Below are 18,169 nucleotides of genomic sequence, written 5' to 3'. Positions count from 1 at the left end.
CATCACAAGCAGATAGCAATTAACCTTCTTCACGCTCGCGGTTGGCGCGATTCTGCTCCACTTCTACCGCTTCCTCCAACTGGTCACCAGTGATCGGCTCCGGTTCTTCCGAGCTGCATCCAATCTGCCCAATGCCGAGTACTGCCAGCAATAGCAGGGCAGATAGAGCATGGAATCGAGGCAGCAGGGCAGGGCGGCTGGTGGGGGAAAGCATCTTCTTCATGGAGAGACTCATTCGTTTCGAAACACGTAATATCAAATGTTCGGAAAGGGAACCAACCGGCTTACCGGCGTGGACCCGTGGTTTGTGGCTCGGGGGGCAAACCGTCGCGGGTGCCCATGTCGGTCCAGACGATTGGATCAATATCTTCGGGTACCGAGTCGACACTGCCATCGAGTTTCACCGCATTCACGACGCCAGCATGGTAGCTCGACGCGGGAGATACGATTTCCCACCAGCTATCAGGACGCCAGCAGACCGAGTTCGGCGGCAACAAGTGGTTGTACCAAGTGCGCCACATAGTGCCTTCGACCCAGGGGTAGCCGCGGAAACGCCACTCGCCCGACCATGGGACTGCAGCGGTCCGCCAGTCTTTCTCGAGGAATTGATTCTGCACGGCCGCAAGCTTGCCGCTAGGCGGAGAGCCAAACTCAAAACAGTCGGCAATCGGATCGCCAGTGCCGGTGCCCGAAGCGATGTCGGGAGCCAGGCCATTGGCTACCTCGGCAAAGGCAACGGTGTTGCTGGTGCCATCGACAACGCGGGCCAGACGTAATGGTTTGAAGGCCGGTTTACCGGCGGTGTCGTTCATGGGGCCGAACACTCCGTCCCAGCCACCGAGTCGCACCCAACTGCCAGCATTCGAGTGATAGTTGGTCCATCCCATGAAGGTCGAGCCGCTACTGCCTGACCACGAGTAGGCGTTGCCACCTTGCTGTGGATCGGAAGGGCAGAGATAGACTTCGGGTTGCACTTGGGCAATCGTCGGATTGGCACTGCTCGTATCGTAGATGAATTTATCGAACTCAATCCGGTCGTGAGTCGTACCTTGTTCCATGTAGGGAAGAATCTGGGTGTTTACCGAATAGTACAAAGACGAATCGGTTTGACCACCAGGCAAAACGCCATACGCATTTTCGTAGTTCAGCAGGGCCAGGCCCATTTGCTTCAGATTGTTTTTGCAACTGTTGCGCCGCGCGGCTTCGCGGGCGGACTGAACTGCTGGCAACAGCAATGCCACAAGGATACCGATAATGGCAATCACCACCAACAGTTCAACTAGGGTAAAACCCGAGCGAGTGCGCACCATCTTATCTTCTCCATAACGAGTGCGATGCATCAATCACAACACATATCTACGACCAGCATCGCTGATCGGCCCGCCGATACCGTGTGAACGTCACCTATCTCACCCCCCCCGAAAAAAAGTGAGGTTGCCGAAAGGTGATTGTTGTCTTGTCGCCTGAGACGACCGCCTGAAAAGGGGCCCTCATGAGTAGACATGAAGGGCTTAATAGAAGGTTTACCGCTGAGGGCGAAGTCTTACAGAGGTTTTGCCAGTTTTTTCGTTAATACTGGCAAAGTCTTTTGAAATCACTCTCTCGTATTCCTTCTTAAGGTGTTGCACTGCTTGGAGTAACGTGAAAACGAAGCTTGCTATGGAAGCTACTCTTCCTCCGACGAGATATTAGCCGATTTGACCGGCGGGTCCAAACATATTTTTGACGAAACGAATGCGAGGAACGGAATTCGATTCCAAAACCAAGTCAAAAATTTGACGGCCCCTGGCGGGTTCGGTAAACTGCGTGCACTCCCGTCGGGCACTCTGCGCTCACGCTGCGCGCCTACCCAGCTCTTTGATCATAAGCTCGGCCAAGCTGTTGTTGTCCATGCCTGTGCATGTGGTTCGGCCTGATTGTTTATGCCATCGGTCGACTTTCCGTTCAGCCAAGCCTACTGGTGTTGGCTGCAAAGTCCTCTCCTTCAGCGGGACAGGGTTCTTCTTGTGATTTGTGCACTTTTCGCTTCGAAATGGCCACCACTTCTGCTATAACAGGTGGGATACAAGTGTATAGTTAGTGCAGGCCGTTAGGTGCAATACGAAGAGGAGAACTCATGGGGGGCAAACGGATGAAGCAGAAGGTAGAGCAGCGAAGAATGGGGTGGGGCGTGCCGTCGTGTTTTGCCCCCACTTTTTGGGGCAGTGGGGCGAAACGCCAGTCGGGTGGTTTCGGCCTCTATGAAAAAACGCCTGAATTTAAAGGATCAAACGAACCTTCGTGGCCGCCGTGAAACGAGAATAAAGCCCCCACGAATCGATTTCGGGCTTTTGGGGGCATAACACAACGGACTCAGAGCCGACCGACGACGCGAACATTGGTGCCAGCCAATTCGCAAAACCGAACCGCCCGCCAGCTCGCCTAGCGTGTTAGCCGGGTGATGAGGGCTTGGTGCTGCGGAAAGAGGGCCAGCAACTCGTCGCGGGTCGGCATCTCGAAGTCGGCGAAGTCGAACCCGGGGGCTACCGTGCAGCCAGCGAGCGCGAAGCCGGTGGGGTCGAGTACCTGGGCGCCGAACCAGCTACCGGCTGGCACGATCGCCAGCGGAGCCTCGCCGGCGGTCACATCGCGACCGAGTCGCAGTTGCTCGGCGCGGCCGTCGGGGTGGATCACCTCGATCGCCAGCGGCGAGCCATCGTAAAAGTGCCACAGCTCGTCTTGGTGAATGCGGTGCAGTGCCGAGAAGTCGCCAGGGCCGAGCAAGTAGTAAATCGCGGTGCTGAACGAACGATCGCCAGTAAACCGAGAGGGGAGCGAGGTCTGTGGAACCGATTCGTCCGCGCGGTACATCTCGCGATACCAGCCACCCTCGGGGTGAGGTTGGAGGGCGAGCGAATCGATCCATTGTTGACGCGTAACAGACATGAAACCTTGAAGGAGGTGCTCGTGAGAGAATAAACGACTAACGCTTGGCCAGGTCGGTCAGCACATCGATGCCGCGCTTTACGGTCTCTTCACTCGCTGCGTACGAAATGCGGAAGTGAGTGTCGCGTGCGCTGAAGATGTTGCCCGGGATGATGAGCAGCTCGCGGGCGATGGCCTCGGCGACGAACTCGCTGCCGGTTCCCCAAGGTGCCTTGGGGAATACGTAGAATGCCCCGTCGGGTTGCGAGACCTCGTAGCCTGCCGAGCGAAGTCCGTCGAGCAGCAAGTCGCGGCGATGGCGATACGAATCGACGTACGGCTGCATGTCGACATCGAGCGCGGCCAGCATCGACCATTGCAACGGGTGCGGAGCACATACGTAGGTGTACTGCTGCAGCATCGTCATCTTGTCGATGATCTCAGCCGGCCCATGCACAAAGCCGAGCCGCCATCCGGTGACGCCGTACGTTTTGCTGAACCCATCGACCACGATCGCCTGATCGTTAAACGACGCTGGACTCACCAGCTCGTCGGAGTAACAGAACCGGCGATAGATCTCGTCGGACACGATAGCAATGTTGTGCTTGGCCGCTAGTTCGGCCAGCCCGCGGACTTCGTCCTCGGTCGCGAGCACGCCGGTCGGATTCGCCGGGCTGTTGAACAGGATGAGCTTCGTACGAGGCGTGATAGCCGCTTCGACTTTGGCCAGATCGACATGGAAGTCGGGATAGGTATCGACCTTTACCACCTTGCCACCCACCATGCCGGTGAGGGCTGGGTACATCACAAAGTAAGGATCAAAACAAATGACTTCGTCGTCGGGATCGACCATGGCCATCAGCGCGAGCACCAGCGCGCCGGAAGTACCGCTGGTCACGAGCACCCGACGATTGTCGTGCCCGTATTGCTTGTCGACATCGGCCTGCAACCGCTCGCGGAGGGCGGGGATGCCTTGGGTCAGGCTGTACCCGTTCTGGTCGTCGTTGATTGCTTGGATGGCTGCCTGCTTCACTGCATCGGGCACGGCGAAGTCCGGCTGGCCGATCGACAGGTTGATGGGATTGGCCAGCTTGGCCGCCAGGTCGAACACTTTGCGAATGCCGGAACTGTCGACGTACTGCGTGCGTTGGGCGATCCAGGGATGCATGACAAGACAACAAGGGAAAGGAGGAAAGGGAGAGCCAAAAGTCCAGTGTACTACTTCTGGATGGTTAACGACTAGTTCTCGCGGCCGACACGTAGTTCGCCTGGCTCGACTGAACCAGGGCCACCATGCAGAGGATGCCTCCCATGGCGACAAGCTGCAGGGTGCTGATCGCTTCGCCATCGCGGTAGCCCCACCCCAGGGCGACCAGCGGAATCACGTAGGTGGTCATGCCGGCGAACAGCGGCCCGCGCTCGAGAATCAGGTGAACCAACAAGCCGATGCAAGCACCGGTGCCGAGCGGGCCGAGAATCGACAACGCGAACACGGCGTGCTCCAGATCGGCAGGCGTACCTTTGGTTGGCATCGTCAGGCATTCCCAAATCGCCAGCGGAAGCAGCAACGTTCCGCCGACCGCGAGCTGAATGGAGGAAATCACCAGTGCGGGCACCTGCTGCAGTTGCTGGCGGACCAGCGTGTTGCCAATTGCGTACGACAGCGGAACCGTCACTGCGATCGGCATCAGCCATTGGGGAAAGTGGTGCGTTTCGGCATCGGCCAAGGCGATCCACACCAGCAGCACCAGACCGACGGCCACACCGATGGTTTGCTTGCCAGTGGGACGCACGCCGAGCATCGGCACCGCGGCCATGATCGTCATCAACGGCGTGAGCGGCACGAAGATCGCCAGAAAGCTGTGATCCGCTTCCTGACTGAGGATCCACGGCTGAATCACGAACGGGTAGGCGTTCGCAGTGATCGCGACAATGGTTATCCGCAGCAGCGTCTTACGATCGACCGCCAGCGACTGCCGTTTCACCAGCACGATGCCCAACAGCACGGCCGCTCCCCCCAGCAGGCGAGCGGACCCCACGGTCAGTGGGCCGAGCGCAGTGGCTGCGACATCCATCAGCTTGAAATTCGATCCGAACAACAAGCAGACGATTGCGAAATACAGGTAGGCCATGAGACAGAGCAGCGGGGCAGGGCAGGGGGCCAGGCGGGAAATCCGCCATTCTACCCACAACCTGCAGCAGCTGCGAGTGACAGCACCGGCAAAGTCGGATTAGCGAACCCGAGCCTTAAACCGCAGCACGCCACCTTCGCCCGGCTTCAGCGGTTGGGTGATCTCCCAGCGAAGCACCTCGGAACCACCCTCGTTGGGCTCGGTCGAGAAATCGGCGTCGACCGTCGATTTGGCCGAGTCGGGCACGTACACCAGGCGGGTCGCCAGGTTGTCGACGATCGTCACGTTGCCGATCGGTTGGTCGCCGACGTTGTCGAACCGCAAGGTGAACTCCACCTCTTCGCCCAGCTGAGCGGCTCCGGTCGAAGCCAGCTTGATCAGGCGAATCTGGGGCGAATCGGGTTCTTGCAAGCCATAGATCTCGCCGCATTGGGTGCGACCGACTTGCTCATGTACCTTTTGCCCATCCACGACCACCTGAGCCGAGATATCGCTGGCCCAAGTTTCCGCCGCGACCAAGGCCTTGGCCAGACGTGGCTTCTCGGCGTTGTCGATGATGCCGAGTCGGACCACCATCAGGTTAAGCTGTGGAGCGAGAACGTTTTCCAGATCGGCAGCACCGATGCGGGTTTGCACGCCGCCGGCTTGCAAGCGACCGCGGAACAGGTTGGCCGGTTGATCGCCCAGACTGGCGATCGGCGACTTTTGTTCCAACGTGGTCGTCGCGGTGTCGACGCGCCCCGAGCTTGCCAAGGCGACTTCATCGATGATGCCACCAGGGCCGACGCGACTTTGGTTGACCAACAGGTTGTCGACCTTACGCACTGCTCCAAAGCGAGGAGCATAAATGCAGACGCGGTTACTGGGCTTCACAATCACGCGACCATCTTTGGTGTCGTAGTGGGTAATCGTGTCTTCTTGTTCCAGCCCCTTGATTTGCCAGTCGTAACCCACGCCCGCAGGTGTGTAGAAGTCGCCACCGTCGCACAGGTACTCGTCGGAAGGTCCTACCGCTGCTTGTGGCTCGCAAGCAACCGGTTCGCAGGCCATACCACCTTGTGGTGGGCAGCTTTGGCAAGCGTAGCCAGCTGCTGGGCTGGCGGTTTGGCAAGCATGGCAACTGCAGGGAGCCACTTCGCCATGGTAAGGATCGGTCGGTACCTGGTTTACCCAGTCCTGCGAAGCAAACTGTGCTTGCTCCACCGGATAAGGTTGGGCTGCCTGAGGATAATCGGCCAGCGTCGAATGCGGCGCCATGGTCGAGTTCGACTGGCAGGCACACAGCACCAGCAGGGCAGCAGCTACCACCATCACACGGAACCACCGTGGAAACAGCATCACGCTTTGACTAGGAAGTGCAGGCATGGTGTCGTAAGGGTCTCGTGCGCGATGGAAGAAAAAGTAACTAAACGAGCGGGCCGATTAATCTTGGCTCGGCTTTCGCTGGTATTCGAACACGGGAGGATCGCCATAGGTGGTGAATCCTTGCCCGGTGGCCTGACTCAGATCGCGTCCGCCCAGCCGCAGGATGGCAATCGGGCGTCCGGCCGCGTCGGCGACTTGCAGGGGATCTTCTTCCGGGCGAGCTTCGACCCAGGTGGTTTTGTTTTCCTCCTGGTCAACCGGCAATGCCTGGTTCGGATCCTCTACATAGATGACTCGAGTGACGAACATGCCGCGAGCGGCAAGCTCCAGATCCTCGGCCGTAATATCGATCGGTACCGGGAACTTTTGAGCAGTTCCTGGTGGCGGATACAGCCGGTCAATCAATTCCACGGTGGGAAACACCGCTTCGCCCGGACGGTCGAACAGGCCGGTGACCTTCAAGCGGTACACACAACCCACTCGCAGTCCCACTACCGGGTTACCGGGTTGGGGAACCTGGAAATGGCCGCCGGTGGCCATGCCCACTTCGGTTCCTTCCGGCACACGAATCTCGACCGGTTGAGTGTATCCCGACAACGGTCCACCTCTCAGGAGGCGTTGGCTTCCAATCGCTCCCGGTTGCATGGCACCCGCGTGCAGGGGATGCGTGGCCGGCGTTTGCGCTCCGGCCAGGCTAGTGCCCAGCACACATAGTAGGGTGGCCAAATGCAGACTGCCAATCGCCATCGCTCGACCGATGGAAAAGCGTCTGAGGCGGCGGACCGTTGTCGATGTTAGTTTCACGATAAGTTACGGATTAGGTGATGGATAAGTTCAACCAAGTCACGTGGCAGCATTTAAGCTGCTTGTTGTTACAGGCGTGCTATCAAGCACGGTTGTTCGCAAGTCGTTTATTCGCAGTCCGACTTGTGGAACATCGACTTGAACTTGAACCACGACTTGTTCAAGGCCGAGGGAACCGGACCAGGTACGGTGCCACCGAAGGCTTGTACCGGAGCACGATTCACTTCGTTGATACGAACGTTGTTCACTGGTGCGGGATAGTTCATGCCGGGACGCTGGTTCACGGTCATGTTGAACTCCTGCGTAGGACCAGGCATCACCATGCGGGTACGATTCGTCATGGTGTGCTTCTGCAGACCAGCGGGCGAACCCAATGGAATATGCGGAGGACCAGGCAGTCCGATCGGAGTACCGCTCATCGGCATGCCCCAGGCGGGAGCCATGTTGGCTACCATGTGGGGTGGTACCGGGTTGGGCATCATCCCAGCGGTCGGAGCACCCAGCGGCATCGAGTTCGCACCGGCGTAACCTTGCCCGTCGTAGTAGCTATCGACGGGGTAGGTTTCGCCCATGTACTCCCCCACGTACTCGCCCTCCATCGGGGCGGGCACGTGTTCGGGAGAATCCATCATTTGACCTTCTTCAAACTGGGCCGGCATGATGCTGCCATCGCTAGGAGCACCAGACGACAAGCCCAGGTCCTTGCTACCCATCCGCAGGATGGCCAGGATCGAACCACGACGATCGGCTTCGGCAACCGGATCGACACCCGGATCAAGCCGTGTGCTGACCAATGTTTCGACACCCGCCAGTGCGACTTCGGTGAACTCGGGATCCGGCAGGTAAATCACCTTGGTCACGAAGTTACCGCTAAGCACCTGGTCGAAGTCTTCTTCGGTAAATTGCACAGGCACTGCCGCGTGAGCCAGGTAGGCATCGGTGCGGGGAGTAACCGGAGCAACTTCCAGCGTGGGATACAAAGTCACCGATTCACGACCTGGCAGGTTGGTAACCTTCAGGCGGTAAATGGCACCTTGCGAGAAATCTTGTTTGCCAGGAACAAACAGTGGCGACGAATCGAACATGCCAGCACTGCTAACGTCCCACGAGATCTGCAACGGCTCTTCGCCGAGGAACGAGATCTGCGACGTCGCAGGCATGCCCATGCCGGCTGGTGCGGGGCAACCCGCATAGCAAGCACCGCCGCTTGGTTGGCAGTAGGCAGCGTCTTCGACATACGAAGCCTGCATGGCGCCCATGTTACCACCCACGCCAACTTGGCCGGGTGCAGGAATAACGCCTGGTCCAGGACCACCGACGCCAGGGCCTGGTTCCATCAGCTGTTGCGATGGTGGCAAATTGTAACCCATCTTGGCGCCGGTGCATCCGACGGAAGTCAGTGCGGCCACGAGCATGATACTCGAAAGCCAAAAAGTACAACGCATTGTGTCCCCCCTTGGGAATGGTCTCGCCGGCACACCTTGCTAGCACCGGTCGCGAAGTGCGGTGGACGCTCTTCTAGTCAACCGACTAGAATCCGCGACCCTAACTGGTGTGCTCGCAGTGATGGCACTGGTTCCAACGTCGGAAACCACGGCCGTACTGAGAGCACTTCCTCTGGGACTAAAAGGTCGGACTTTTGTGATCCGATTCTTTGGCAAAACCAGCAAAACCGGTCCATGAAGAATAAGTTCCGCATTTTAACGACCCTGATTATCGTCGCTGGCGCTGGAGCTGCGGTTTACCTCGTGACTGAACCCACGATTAAACAGTGGAAAGCCAACAAGCAGGCCAACGAAGAAGCCACTCGCGAGCAGCAGTACGAAGAGAACCTGCTGAGGATCAACGCGGCGAACATCGCGAGCGATCCCTCGGGCGATCGGCTCATGATGATGGCCATCGCTCGGCTCGAACAAACCGAGAGCATTGCGGCCAAGCTGCTGCACGAGGCTCACTTGGGAGGGATGCGGATTGTTGGCAACGGCAAGTACCTGCAACAAGGTAGCGGCGATCGTCGCCAACTCTGGTGGTTGCTCGAAACCCAGCACGACGGAGTGCGGGCTTCGCTGCTGCAGTGCATGAAGGATGGCCATCTCTGGATCGACCGCGTAGCGGCCAGCGGAAGGACCATCGAGCGGATCGACCTCTGGGAACTCCGCCGGCATCAAAAGCAGCAATCGCCCAAGGTTCCGGCTTCGGGGGCGAATTCTATTCCGCTATCGAATCAACTCACGACCTCCATCGGCGGGCTGCCGAAGTTGCTCGAGTCGCTGCGGGCCAATTTCGAGTTCAGCAAGCCCGGCGTGTTTCGCGCCCCGGAGAATTTGAACCTGGGCGATCAACCAGTGATCGGACTCATCGGTCGTTGGCGTACCGAATCGGTCGTGAACGTGCTGGTCGATTTCTCCGACGTGGAAGACGACGATCTGACCGGAGAGCTACTCACGCAGCGTTTGCATAAACGGCTCGAGAGTGCTCCGCTACCGGAGTGGATGCCGATGAACGTGATGATTCTGCTCGGACAGGACGATCTGTTTCCCTACCTGATTGAATACCGCGCCCGCGACGACTCGCTGGCCAGCATCGAGGTCGAGCAGGCGTCGTTGTTTCAGTTGAGCAACGAACCACTGGCCCGGCTCACCATGCAAGGGGTGGAGTTCAATCGCGAAATCAGCACGGTCGATTTCATCTACGAAGCGCCACGCGAGCCCGACTGGGACGATGGCACCACCGGCTACGAGCGTCGTCTCGAACGCGCCGAGGCCATTCGGGTGGCCCAGCGCGAAGCGGGACGCTTGGCTAGCTCTCCAGGTGATGCACCGCATTAACCGTGACGACGCTTTGTTTCTTGGTGGTCCACTTCACAAGACTGTAATTGCAGTTGTCCTGGGGAATCTTCCGCCGCAAAGCAAACGGTACCCCAAGCAGGCCACCCAGGTAAACACGATTCACCACGCTGTGAGCGACGACTGCAATAACCTGACCTAGGTGCTGCGAAGCAACTTGGTCGATCGCTTCTGCAACACGCTCGTAAACGGTGCCAAGGTCTTCCCCATCGGGATAGCCCTGGGCGACCGGGTCGTTGCGAAAGCCTAAATACGCTTCCTTATCGTTTTGTGCGATTTCCACCCATGCCCGATCTTCCCACCGTCCGACATCCGCTTCGGCCAGCCCTTCCAGGGCGGTCGGGTCGAGTCGATGCGCGCCGGCGATCGCCTGGGCGGTTTCCATGGCGCGTCGCAGGGGGCTGGCATAGACCGCCGCAAGCGGTTTGCTCTGCAGCGCCACGGCGGCCTGCGCGGCTTGTGACTGGCCGAGTTCGGTTAGTGGTTCGTCGATATGACGACCCTGCATGCGAGGTGGGTCGAGCAAATTGTGAGCAGTCGCCCCGTGACGAATCAGGTAAATATGGCAAGCGTCCGACATCGGCGGTGAATTCTCCTAGGCTAGGGGAGCTGCAAAGCGAGTTTGGCGGCGGTTTGAATCGCGGCGATCATGCCGGTGGTCTCAGCGGTGCCTTGCCAGGCGCGATCGAACGCGGTGCCGTGGGCCACGCTGGTGCGGACAATCGGCAAGCCAAGCGTTACGTTTACCGCCGCGTGCATGGCCAACAATTTCAGCGCGATATGTCCCTGGTCGTGGTACATGGCCACCACTCCGTCGAACGCCCCATCGCGGGCGGCGATCATCAGCGTGTCGGCTGGCAGCGGACCGGTGGCCTTGAGTCCCATCGCATTCGCCTGGGCGACCGCGGGGGCGATGATGGTTTGCTCCTCGTCGCCGAACAGTCCTCCTTCGCCCGCGTGTGGGTTGAGGGCAGCGACTCCGATACGTGGGGCTGGTTGTCCCAGTTTCCGCATCATGTCGTCGGCCAGTTGGCACTTCTCGACGACCGCTTCGATGCTGAGCATGTCGAGCGCGGTTCGCATCGACGTGTGCAACGTCACGTGAGCGACTCCCAAGCCCGCGGGCGACTTGTTGGCCACGCCGGGGGGGAGATAGAGCATCATCGCAAACTCTTCGACCCCGCACAGTTCGGCCAGCAGTTCGGTATGCCCCGGGTAGTCGTGTCCAGCTGCGTGCAGGGCCGCCTTGCTGATCGGTGCGGTCACCACTCCATCGATTTCGCGGGCGAGTGCCATTTCGGTTGCCCGCGTAATGGCCTCGAACGCCGCCTGACCGGTGCGGGCATCGTTCACCCCGGCCGGTACGTCGAGCACGTCGTCGCTACCGACCGGCAAGCAGTCCATTACCCCCCGTTCGGCCGGCAACCGGGCCAAATCGGCAGGCGAGTCGACCACGCGGACCGTAAGATCGGATGCCCGAAGCTGGCTAGCCCGTTGGAGTATTTGAGGATTTCCGATCACCAAAGGGCGGCAAATCGCTTGAATTTCAGGGTTTCCCCAAGTAGCAGCAATCACTTCGGGGCCCACGCCAGCGGCGTCGCCCATGGTAAGGGCCAGTATCGGCAGACGATTCTCAGACATGTCAGCAGCAGGGCAGGGGACCAAAATAGAGATGCATGGCATCTTACCCGACCACCCCCGGGCTATATATGGCCCCCAGATCCGGTATAAACCGAGGGAAGAATCGGGCCCCGATTGCCGAATTTACCGACATAGTCGGACTTTCTAATCCCGAAACCCGAGTGTTCCGTCACTTGGGGCGCTGGGCCGCATGACATTTCGTCGTCGGCTAGTATACTAGGAAGTTCCAGCGTATCTTCCCCAGACTAACTTTGATTGACTAGCAAACGACCGCAGGGATTTCCACATGGCCAAAGCATTGACATTCGCCGGCATGGCCGTGGCTGGCATCTGCCTCTTGGCGTTTGGACTCGATTTGGTCGGCGTGACCTTCGGTGGTCAGAGCATTATCGTCGATCTGGGCTTCATGGTCTGCTCCGGCATCCTGGGATACCTGAGCTGGAACGCCTACCGCGATCTTTAAGCCGCTTGCCGATCGAGCGACCGTTGCTGCTGCAGCGAGCTCGATATATCGCTGGCCGCCTGGGCAACGGTTTCGAATCGAATCCAGCCTCGCTGGGCGTAGTCGCTGACCTGGTCGAGCCACCGCTCGAACTGCTGAAGCTCGCCGCCCGCCAGGGGAAACTCAGGATCGATCACCAAGTGCAGTCGCGACGATTGCCGAACGACTTGCCGTACTCGGATCTTCAACCTCGCTAGCGTTTCGTCGCTCGGCGAAGTCGTGGTGCGATCGGTGGCCGGTGCCTCCCAGATGTTCCAGGCCAACGCCCGCAGCTGCCCGGTGTGGCTGATGGCTCCGCGACGATGAAGCGGCACCACCGCCAGCGCCTGCAGTTGAGCCAGCACCGAAGGATGCACACCCCGTGATAGAGTGACCAACGTTCGCAGCGGCAAACTCACCTTTTGGGCAAGTTGCGATTGATGGCGAAAGCTAGGTAGGTTGGCCGCAACCGCTCGACCAAAGTCGAGGTGGGCCAGCTCGTGAGAAACTCGGCTTCCCACCAGCAGCGATGCCAAGCGTGCCGTATCCCGAGCTCCTGTAGCCCAGGTGGCGGGAATACCGCGAGAGTCGAGCAAGGAGAACACCGGGCTCCACTGCTCGGTCGCTGAGTCGGCGACTATGCTATCGCGGTGGCTGACCACCGTAACGGCCATGCGAGGGTGGTCGGGCGGTCGGAGCCAGCGACTTAACCAACGCATTTGCAATTGCCCTCGTAACACGACAGAATTAACGGTAGAAACGTGAACCCGCAACGGGTCGACTTCGTCGCTCTAGTAGGTGATCGGCAGCTGAAGGAATAGAAACGCAATGGAATTGTTTGAATCGAAGCTGTCGCTGGAGGGCAAGAGTCGCCCGCAGCCAGCGAATACCCCTTTAATTAAAGGTCAACTTCGCTTGCGGGCGGTTTGTTTGGGGGGGCATGAATGAGTAGTTCGCCACATCTGACCGGTAACTTCAAGCCATACCCACTGCTGGCAGGGGGGCATCGTCAGACATTAGCTGCTTGCTATCTGGCAGCCCGCCCCGCCCTGGCGACGACCGTGCAGCACCACATTCGGCTGGACGATGGCGACCAACTCGTCCTCCACGACGACTGCCCGCCCGCTTGGCAACCAGGCGACCAAACGGCCATGCTGGTGCACGGACTTTGCGGAAGTCACCAGAGCCGGTACGTGGTTCGCATTACGAACAAGCTCTACGAGCGCGGTGTCCGCGTGTTCCGACTCGACCTCCGCGGGAGCGGGGCAGGGGAGCTACTCGCTCGCACCTTTACCCACTGCGGACGTAGCACCGATCTCGAGCCGCCGATCAACCGCATTGCCGAGCTCGCGCCTGGCTCGCCGCTGTCAGTGGCAGGATTCTCGCTCGGTGGAGCGCTCACGTTGAGCCTGGCGACACACTCGACCAAGCCAACCAACTGGACACGAGCCATCGCAGTTTGCCCGCCGGTCGACTTGTTTGCGGTCGAGCAGTTGCTCAATCGTTCGCTCAATCGGCAGTACGATCAGTTTTTCGCCCGCCAGATGTGGGACAAGGTGATCGCCCGATCCAAAGCGGTGCCCGGCGCTCCGAACGTCGACCACCTGCCGCGCCCGAAGCGGCTGCGCGATTTCGACGAGAGCTACACGGTGCCGCTCGGCGGGTATCGCAACGCCGACGACTACTACGAACAAACAAGCGTTGCGCGTCACCTGCATCGCATCGAGATTCCCACGTTGATCATTGCGGCCGCGAACGATCCGATCGTTCCCATCGAGCCGCTTCGCGAAGCACAGCTGGGTAGCAATACCTACTTGCTTTCGACTGGTTGCGGCGGGCATTTGGGATTCGTCGGCCGCCGGGGCAACGATCCCGATCGATACTGGCTTGATTGGCGGGTCATCGAGTGGATACTCGGCGATCCCGCAGCTACCGAGCAGGCAGACGCCAAGCCGGCGACGAATTGGAGCTTTACTTTCCAGAGATGGCGCTCGAAACAACAACAGGACGAACGAGCGACGTGACCCCAAAAGTCGATACACTGACTTCTCTCGAACCGGGCGAATCCGATTGGTCGCGTCCCGACAATCGGTTCTTGCCGCTGCGTGCCTGCGACCTGGTCGACACGCTGGCTGCCGATGCCGGCTATTTTGGGCTGACTCCCGAGTCGCTGCGAGCGTTTGCCGCCGCGCTGGAGCACGTGATCGATCACGAGACCGGTACGTTCGAACGCAACCTGGCCGACGCCTACTCGTTGTTCAATCCCGATCGCGATACGCTGCCGATGCGCGAGCCGCCGCTTCCTCGGCCGGAAGAGTACGACGAGTTGTGTGAGCAACTCGAGTTTGTGCTCGACAAAGCCAACTACGAAGAACTCGACGACGTGCAAATCGCCCAGGCGGTGATGCAAGCGCGGTCGCGAAATCTCACCGTGCGGGTCGATCCCAACAGAGTCGAGTTTTTGCGGCTCTGGGTGCGGGGCAGGGGGGAGGTCGAGAAGCGCGAACGCGACTGGTGGCGCCCCTGGATCTGGCGTACCTCTTCAGTGCCGATCTTCAAGCGACTGGTGGTACTCGCTCGGTTGAAGAACGACCCGTTCGTAATGCTCAAGCTGTTCAAGGACATTCCCGAAGCCGAGGCCGAAGCGCTGCTGCCGCATGCCGAGGTCACGATGACGCTGTGGGATCGCATCAAACTGTGGGGCACGGGAGCCAGTACCCTTGGCATGACCATCATGAAGGTCGTGGTCGGGTTCGCGGCCCTGTGGAAGTTGGCCATGGTCATCCTGGTCGGCGTCGGCACGGTCGGCATCCGCTCGGTGCTCGGGTACCGCAACGCCCGGCTTAGCCGCGACTGGCAGCGTACCCGGCATCTCTATTTTCAAAACATGGGCAACAACGCCAGCGCGCTGCAGTTGCTGGTTGCCACGGTCAAACAGGAAGAGTTCAAGGAAGCACTGTTGGCGTATCTGTTCGCCTTGGCTCCGTTCGGCGAGTTTGAGCAATCCGGCAAAACGTTCTGTGAGCACATCGAACATTACATCCACGCCCGCTACGGAGTGGATGTCGACTTCGACATTGCTGATGCAGAGCAAAAGCTAGTGAAGCTGGGACTCTGTCCGGCGGGCGCACCGCAGGATGTGCTTCCGCTCGACGAAGCGGTTGATGTGCTGCACGAACTGGGGCAGGGGCCCGGCATCCGCATGCTCGAGCTCCAGTAACCGAGTCGCGTGTACGAAACTCCGCGGCCGCTAGCTCTCGGCTTTCGTCGCTGCTGGCGTGTTCGGCAACGGTAGGTTGTGCGTGTGACCTTCGAAGCGGCCAGCCAGGTAAGCAACACCCAGCCCGAGGATGAGCGCTGCTGAAAGCTTCCAGCGGTCATGGTGGTGGAATTGCAACTCAGGCAACAAGTCGCTCCCGGCGATGCAGAGGAACACGCCAGACGAAAAGGCCAACGCAGCGGGCAGGGCGAACCACACCGGACCAACGTCGGGCGATACGCCAAGCAGGAACAGCCCCGCGCCGAGCGGGATGGCCAACGAGAACAGGGCGTTCACCATCGACTGGGCGGCAACCGACCAACCGCTACGGCCCATTAGTGTCGCGATGGTCATCGCGTCGAAAGGTTTGTGCAGCACGATCACCAAGAAGGTACCGAGGCCGGGGAGCGTTCCACCGCCATGGCCATGCATCACGCTGGCTGCCAGGGCGACCCCCGCCAGTACGCTGTGCAGCGTGAGTCCCACAGCCGCTCCGCTCCAGGTGATGTCGTGAACATGATCGGAGTGGGGCTGGTGGCTGCAACCATGTTCGTGGTCGTGCTCGAGATCATGATGATGTTCGTGGGGCGGATCAAAACTGTGGTCGGCCGGTGCTTCATGGTGATGGAAGCAGAAGAATCGTTCGATCAAGAACATTGCCAGGAAGCCGAGTACGAACCACACCATCAAACCGAGCAAGGTCGCGTGCGGCGATTGCGCGCTCGATTGCAGCGCCGAAAGAATGGCGTGCGGCAACATGTGCAGCATGGCCACGCCGAAAATGATGCCGGCGACAAAGCTCACTGCGATCTCCATCCAGCGGTGGGTGAGATTCCACCATTTGGGAATCATGCCGCCAAAGACCGAGGCCAGCAGGATCGCGACGCAGTAGTAAATCAGGTAGGTGAGGGCAGCCATTAAGGATAGGGGTTTGTAGGCAAACTGTAGGGAAGCGCGTTAGTATGACGCGTTTGCAGCACTCATACAACTGACCAACCACACGGATTTCCCTATGCGAGCCCTTGTTCAGCGTGTCTCCGAAGCCAAAGTTACGGTCGCCGGCGAGATCACCGGGCAGATCGGCCCGGGGCTCATGGTGCTCCTCGGTGTGGGGCACGACGACACCTCGAAGCAGGTCGCCTGGATGGCGGAAAAACTGGTGGGTCTCCGCATCTTCGACGACCCAGTTGGCAAGATGAATCTCTCGCTCGCCGACATGGGGGGAGCGATGCTCGTGGTGAGCCAGTTCACCCTGTTTGGGGACTGCAAGAAGGGAAAGCGGCCTGGCTTCACCGGCGCGGCACCTCCCGACTTGGCGGTGGAGCTTTACCAGGAACTGGTCGAAGCGGTGCGCCAGCGCGGCATTGAGGTCGGCACCGGTAAGTTCCGCCATCACATGGAAGTCGCACTCGTGAACGACGGCCCCGTGACCTTGTGGCTCGAGACTCCTTAAGTCCACTCGCGAGCAGTTGGAGATTACGCGATTGGTTACTGCTGTGGCAAAGTGGTGCTCGCCCGGTAGAACGGACGCGCGGTACCGTAGTCCGGCTGGCCTGCGTTAGGTTTAAAGTCTTCTTCCACCGATGAAGGTCTGAAGTTGCTTGGTGGATTGCTGTTGGGGGTGGGATAGCTTGTTGGCTGCGAACTTTGCGTCCTGCCCGGCTGTAACCAGTTCGCAGTCGCCGAGCTGGAGTCAGGCGTGGTGGAATGATTCGCTGCGGTGGTTTCGTTGGGAGTTTCGCTTCCTGCGTGGACGCGGTCGCGGACGTTGGTCACCAGCTCGTCTTGTGCCTCGTTGATTCGCTGTACTCGGTCGGCCAGCTCAGGATATCTCTCTTCAAGGTAGCTCATCACACTCGGCTCGCTAGCTACCATCACCGCAACGATAGTTAGTTTGGTGTAGGTGCTGAAGTTGGCCCACCCGTTTTTGCCCCACAGCTTGATGGCGGTTCCGAACGAACGCTTGAGTCGCCAGGTGCCACCCTGCCATTGGATGCTGTAGAGTTCGTCGAGGAACAAGTGCGACATGAAACCGAAGAACACGGCCCCTGCTTTGAAGTAGCGCACCTGGTATTCGTCAGCTGGTCCGCAGATCAAGAACGCCAAGCCGGCAAAGATGAGCCCTGCCGGGATGCTGTGGAACATGCCGCGATGGACCGTGAACCGCCCTAGCAGTTGAGCACCCGCGAAGCGGATGACGAAATACAGGATCGCTGTGATCAGCACCATGCGATCGTAAGGCATACCGATCGAACGAAAGCGATCGACCAACAGCATCGGCACGATGCCTGCGGCAAAGCCGGTGGCTTCGCGTATCGGAATGCCAGAGTTGCTGTCGAGATCGGGCAGCATGCCAGACACGCCACAGAGCCCCCCGCCGACGATGGCCGACTCGATCTCCATGCCCGAGACGATACCCATGCCGGCGTAGCCGATGCCGAGCACCGAGCTGGTCGTGACGTGGGTACGAAAATCGGCCATGGCAAAAGTTGTAAGCAGACGGGGAGCTACAGAGAGACGCGTGGGAAGAGTAGGCGTTGCTGCCGACTCGCACAACCCCAAGCACTGCTAGCGAAGATTTCGTCGCTGGGAAAATTCCGCTGTCAGCCCCCTGCTTTGCGATCGGTAAAAATGAGTGCTTGCATCGGTAACCTGAGTTTCCTCGCTATCATTGCTATTCGCTTGCTTAGGGTGGTTCGCTATACTCCCCGACCAGTCTACGTAGATAGAGACCCTT

At 59.5% G+C, this 18,169-nt stretch carries 18 protein-coding genes; 5 read left to right on the top strand and 13 right to left on the bottom strand.

The window, feature by feature from the left end:
* Positions 1-19: 19 nt before the first annotated feature.
* The 8 genes from Pan181_RS09935 to Pan181_RS09900 all read right to left on the bottom strand — a co-directional run bounded on the left by Pan181_RS09935 (position 20) and on the right by Pan181_RS09900 (position 8,650).
* Positions 20-223, bottom strand: coding sequence for a hypothetical protein (locus Pan181_RS09935; protein ID WP_145246675.1), 204 nt, complete (start codon positions 221-223; stop codon positions 20-22).
* Between the two features lie 61 nt (positions 224-284).
* Positions 285-1,310, bottom strand: coding sequence for a DUF1559 domain-containing protein (locus Pan181_RS09930; protein ID WP_261342249.1), 1,026 nt, complete (start codon positions 1,308-1,310; stop codon positions 285-287).
* 1,111 nt (positions 1,311-2,421) lie between these two features.
* Positions 2,422-2,925: a cupin domain-containing protein gene (locus Pan181_RS09925; RefSeq protein ID WP_145246674.1), complete on the bottom strand. Its 504-nt coding sequence runs from the start codon at positions 2,923-2,925 to the stop codon at positions 2,422-2,424.
* A gap of 37 nt (positions 2,926-2,962) precedes the next feature.
* Positions 2,963-4,072 carry a pyridoxal phosphate-dependent aminotransferase gene (locus Pan181_RS09920; RefSeq protein ID WP_145246673.1) on the bottom strand — a complete coding sequence of 370 codons (1,110 nt, stop codon included), beginning with the start codon at positions 4,070-4,072 and terminating at the stop codon, positions 2,963-2,965.
* A 64-nt stretch (positions 4,073-4,136) separates the two neighbouring features.
* Positions 4,137-5,036 carry a DMT family transporter gene (locus Pan181_RS09915; RefSeq protein ID WP_145246672.1) on the bottom strand — a complete coding sequence of 300 codons (900 nt, stop codon included), beginning with the start codon at positions 5,034-5,036 and terminating at the stop codon, positions 4,137-4,139.
* Between the two features lie 99 nt (positions 5,037-5,135).
* Positions 5,136-6,401 carry a DUF11 domain-containing protein gene (locus Pan181_RS09910; protein ID WP_145246671.1) on the bottom strand — a complete coding sequence of 422 codons (1,266 nt, stop codon included), beginning with the start codon at positions 6,399-6,401 and terminating at the stop codon, positions 5,136-5,138.
* A gap of 57 nt (positions 6,402-6,458) precedes the next feature.
* A complete protein-coding gene (locus Pan181_RS09905) occupies positions 6,459-7,148 on the bottom strand; it encodes a hypothetical protein (protein WP_145246670.1) in 690 nt (229 codons plus the stop codon).
* Positions 7,149-7,312: 164 nt separating this feature from the next.
* Complete coding sequence (locus Pan181_RS09900; RefSeq protein WP_145246669.1) at positions 7,313-8,650, bottom strand: hypothetical protein; 1,338 nt, start codon at positions 8,648-8,650, stop codon at positions 7,313-7,315.
* Between the two features lie 234 nt (positions 8,651-8,884).
* On the opposite strand from Pan181_RS09900, the gene Pan181_RS09895 reads away from it, so the two are divergent.
* On the top strand, positions 8,885-10,033 hold the full coding sequence (locus Pan181_RS09895; protein WP_145246668.1) for a hypothetical protein: 1,149 nt from the start codon (positions 8,885-8,887) through the stop codon (positions 10,031-10,033).
* Here the strand turns inward: Pan181_RS09895 and Pan181_RS09890 are convergent.
* Both Pan181_RS09890 and pdxA read right to left on the bottom strand, forming a co-directional pair.
* Positions 10,005-10,631 carry a histidine phosphatase family protein gene (locus Pan181_RS09890; RefSeq protein ID WP_145246667.1) on the bottom strand — a complete coding sequence of 209 codons (627 nt, stop codon included), beginning with the start codon at positions 10,629-10,631 and terminating at the stop codon, positions 10,005-10,007. The genes Pan181_RS09895 and Pan181_RS09890 overlap by 29 nt on opposite strands.
* Before the next feature lie 20 nt (positions 10,632-10,651).
* Positions 10,652-11,692 (bottom strand): 4-hydroxythreonine-4-phosphate dehydrogenase PdxA, encoded by a 1,041-nt coding sequence (pdxA, locus tag Pan181_RS09885; protein ID WP_145246666.1) that lies wholly within the window; start codon positions 11,690-11,692, stop codon positions 10,652-10,654.
* Between the two features lie 286 nt (positions 11,693-11,978).
* Between pdxA and Pan181_RS26045 the strand changes: the two genes are divergently transcribed.
* Positions 11,979-12,155, top strand: coding sequence for a hypothetical protein (locus Pan181_RS26045; RefSeq protein ID WP_197529116.1), 177 nt, complete (start codon positions 11,979-11,981; stop codon positions 12,153-12,155).
* Here the strand turns inward: Pan181_RS26045 and Pan181_RS09880 are convergent.
* Positions 12,152-12,892: a hypothetical protein gene (locus tag Pan181_RS09880; protein WP_145246665.1), complete on the bottom strand. Its 741-nt coding sequence runs from the start codon at positions 12,890-12,892 to the stop codon at positions 12,152-12,154. The genes Pan181_RS26045 and Pan181_RS09880 overlap by 4 nt on opposite strands.
* A gap of 225 nt (positions 12,893-13,117) precedes the next feature.
* Between Pan181_RS09880 and Pan181_RS09875 the strand changes: the two genes are divergently transcribed.
* The gene (locus Pan181_RS09875) at positions 13,118-14,197 is read left to right on the top strand and encodes a YheT family hydrolase (protein WP_145246664.1); all 1,080 of its coding nucleotides are present in this window, start codon (positions 13,118-13,120) and stop codon (positions 14,195-14,197) included.
* A complete protein-coding gene (locus tag Pan181_RS09870; protein ID WP_197529115.1) occupies positions 14,194-15,393 on the top strand; it encodes a DUF3754 domain-containing protein in 1,200 nt (399 codons plus the stop codon). Before Pan181_RS09875 ends, Pan181_RS09870 begins: the two co-directional genes overlap by 4 nt.
* A 30-nt stretch (positions 15,394-15,423) precedes the next feature.
* Here the strand turns inward: Pan181_RS09870 and Pan181_RS09865 are convergent, their stop codons facing one another.
* On the bottom strand, positions 15,424-16,350 hold the full coding sequence (locus Pan181_RS09865) for a ZIP family metal transporter (RefSeq protein ID WP_145246662.1): 927 nt from the start codon (positions 16,348-16,350) through the stop codon (positions 15,424-15,426).
* A 94-nt stretch (positions 16,351-16,444) separates the two neighbouring features.
* Between Pan181_RS09865 and dtd the strand changes: the two genes are divergently transcribed.
* Positions 16,445-16,885: a D-aminoacyl-tRNA deacylase gene (gene dtd, locus Pan181_RS09860; protein WP_145246661.1), complete on the top strand. Its 441-nt coding sequence runs from the start codon at positions 16,445-16,447 to the stop codon at positions 16,883-16,885.
* 35 nt (positions 16,886-16,920) lie between these two features.
* On the opposite strand, the gene Pan181_RS09855 is transcribed toward dtd, so the two are convergent.
* On the bottom strand, positions 16,921-17,913 hold the full coding sequence (locus Pan181_RS09855) for a metal-dependent hydrolase (RefSeq protein WP_145246660.1): 993 nt from the start codon (positions 17,911-17,913) through the stop codon (positions 16,921-16,923).
* Between the last annotated feature and the right edge of the window lie 256 nt (positions 17,914-18,169).

The organism is Aeoliella mucimassa, assembly GCF_007748035.1.
In the GTDB taxonomy this organism is placed as follows: Bacteria; Planctomycetota; Planctomycetia; order Pirellulales; family Lacipirellulaceae; genus Aeoliella; species Aeoliella mucimassa.
Note: the sequence above shows the minus strand (reverse complement) of the source record. Positions and strands in the feature narration are given on the sequence as shown.

Excerpts from the sequence above, each read along its gene's own strand:
- Pan181_RS09935 (WP_145246675.1), bottom strand. The coding sequence starts at position 223 with ATGAAGAAGATGCTTTCCCCCACCAGCCGCCCTGCCCTGCTGCCTCGA.
- Pan181_RS09930 (WP_261342249.1), bottom strand. The coding sequence starts at position 1,310 with ATGGTGCGCACTCGCTCGGGTTTTACCCTAGTTGAACTGTTGGTGGTG.
- Pan181_RS09925 (WP_145246674.1), bottom strand. The coding sequence starts at position 2,925 with ATGTCTGTTACGCGTCAACAATGGATCGATTCGCTCGCCCTCCAACCT.
- Pan181_RS09920 (WP_145246673.1), bottom strand. The coding sequence starts at position 4,072 with ATGCATCCCTGGATCGCCCAACGCACGCAGTACGTCGACAGTTCCGGC.
- Pan181_RS09915 (WP_145246672.1), bottom strand. The coding sequence starts at position 5,036 with ATGGCCTACCTGTATTTCGCAATCGTCTGCTTGTTGTTCGGATCGAAT.
- Pan181_RS09910 (WP_145246671.1), bottom strand. The coding sequence starts at position 6,401 with ATGCCTGCACTTCCTAGTCAAAGCGTGATGCTGTTTCCACGGTGGTTC.
- Pan181_RS09905 (WP_145246670.1), bottom strand. The coding sequence starts at position 7,148 with ATGGCGATTGGCAGTCTGCATTTGGCCACCCTACTATGTGTGCTGGGC.
- Pan181_RS09900 (WP_145246669.1), bottom strand. The coding sequence starts at position 8,650 with ATGCGTTGTACTTTTTGGCTTTCGAGTATCATGCTCGTGGCCGCACTG.
- Pan181_RS09895 (WP_145246668.1), top strand. The coding sequence starts at position 8,885 with ATGAAGAATAAGTTCCGCATTTTAACGACCCTGATTATCGTCGCTGGC.
- Pan181_RS09890 (WP_145246667.1), bottom strand. The coding sequence starts at position 10,631 with ATGTCGGACGCTTGCCATATTTACCTGATTCGTCACGGGGCGACTGCT.
- pdxA (WP_145246666.1), bottom strand. The coding sequence starts at position 11,692 with ATGTCTGAGAATCGTCTGCCGATACTGGCCCTTACCATGGGCGACGCC.
- Pan181_RS26045 (WP_197529116.1), top strand. The coding sequence starts at position 11,979 with ATGGCCAAAGCATTGACATTCGCCGGCATGGCCGTGGCTGGCATCTGC.
- Pan181_RS09880 (WP_145246665.1), bottom strand. The coding sequence starts at position 12,892 with ATGCGTTGGTTAAGTCGCTGGCTCCGACCGCCCGACCACCCTCGCATG.
- Pan181_RS09875 (WP_145246664.1), top strand. The coding sequence starts at position 13,118 with ATGAGTAGTTCGCCACATCTGACCGGTAACTTCAAGCCATACCCACTG.
- Pan181_RS09865 (WP_145246662.1), bottom strand. The coding sequence starts at position 16,350 with ATGGCTGCCCTCACCTACCTGATTTACTACTGCGTCGCGATCCTGCTG.
- dtd (WP_145246661.1), top strand. The coding sequence starts at position 16,445 with ATGCGAGCCCTTGTTCAGCGTGTCTCCGAAGCCAAAGTTACGGTCGCC.
- Pan181_RS09855 (WP_145246660.1), bottom strand. The coding sequence starts at position 17,913 with ATGGCCGATTTTCGTACCCACGTCACGACCAGCTCGGTGCTCGGCATC.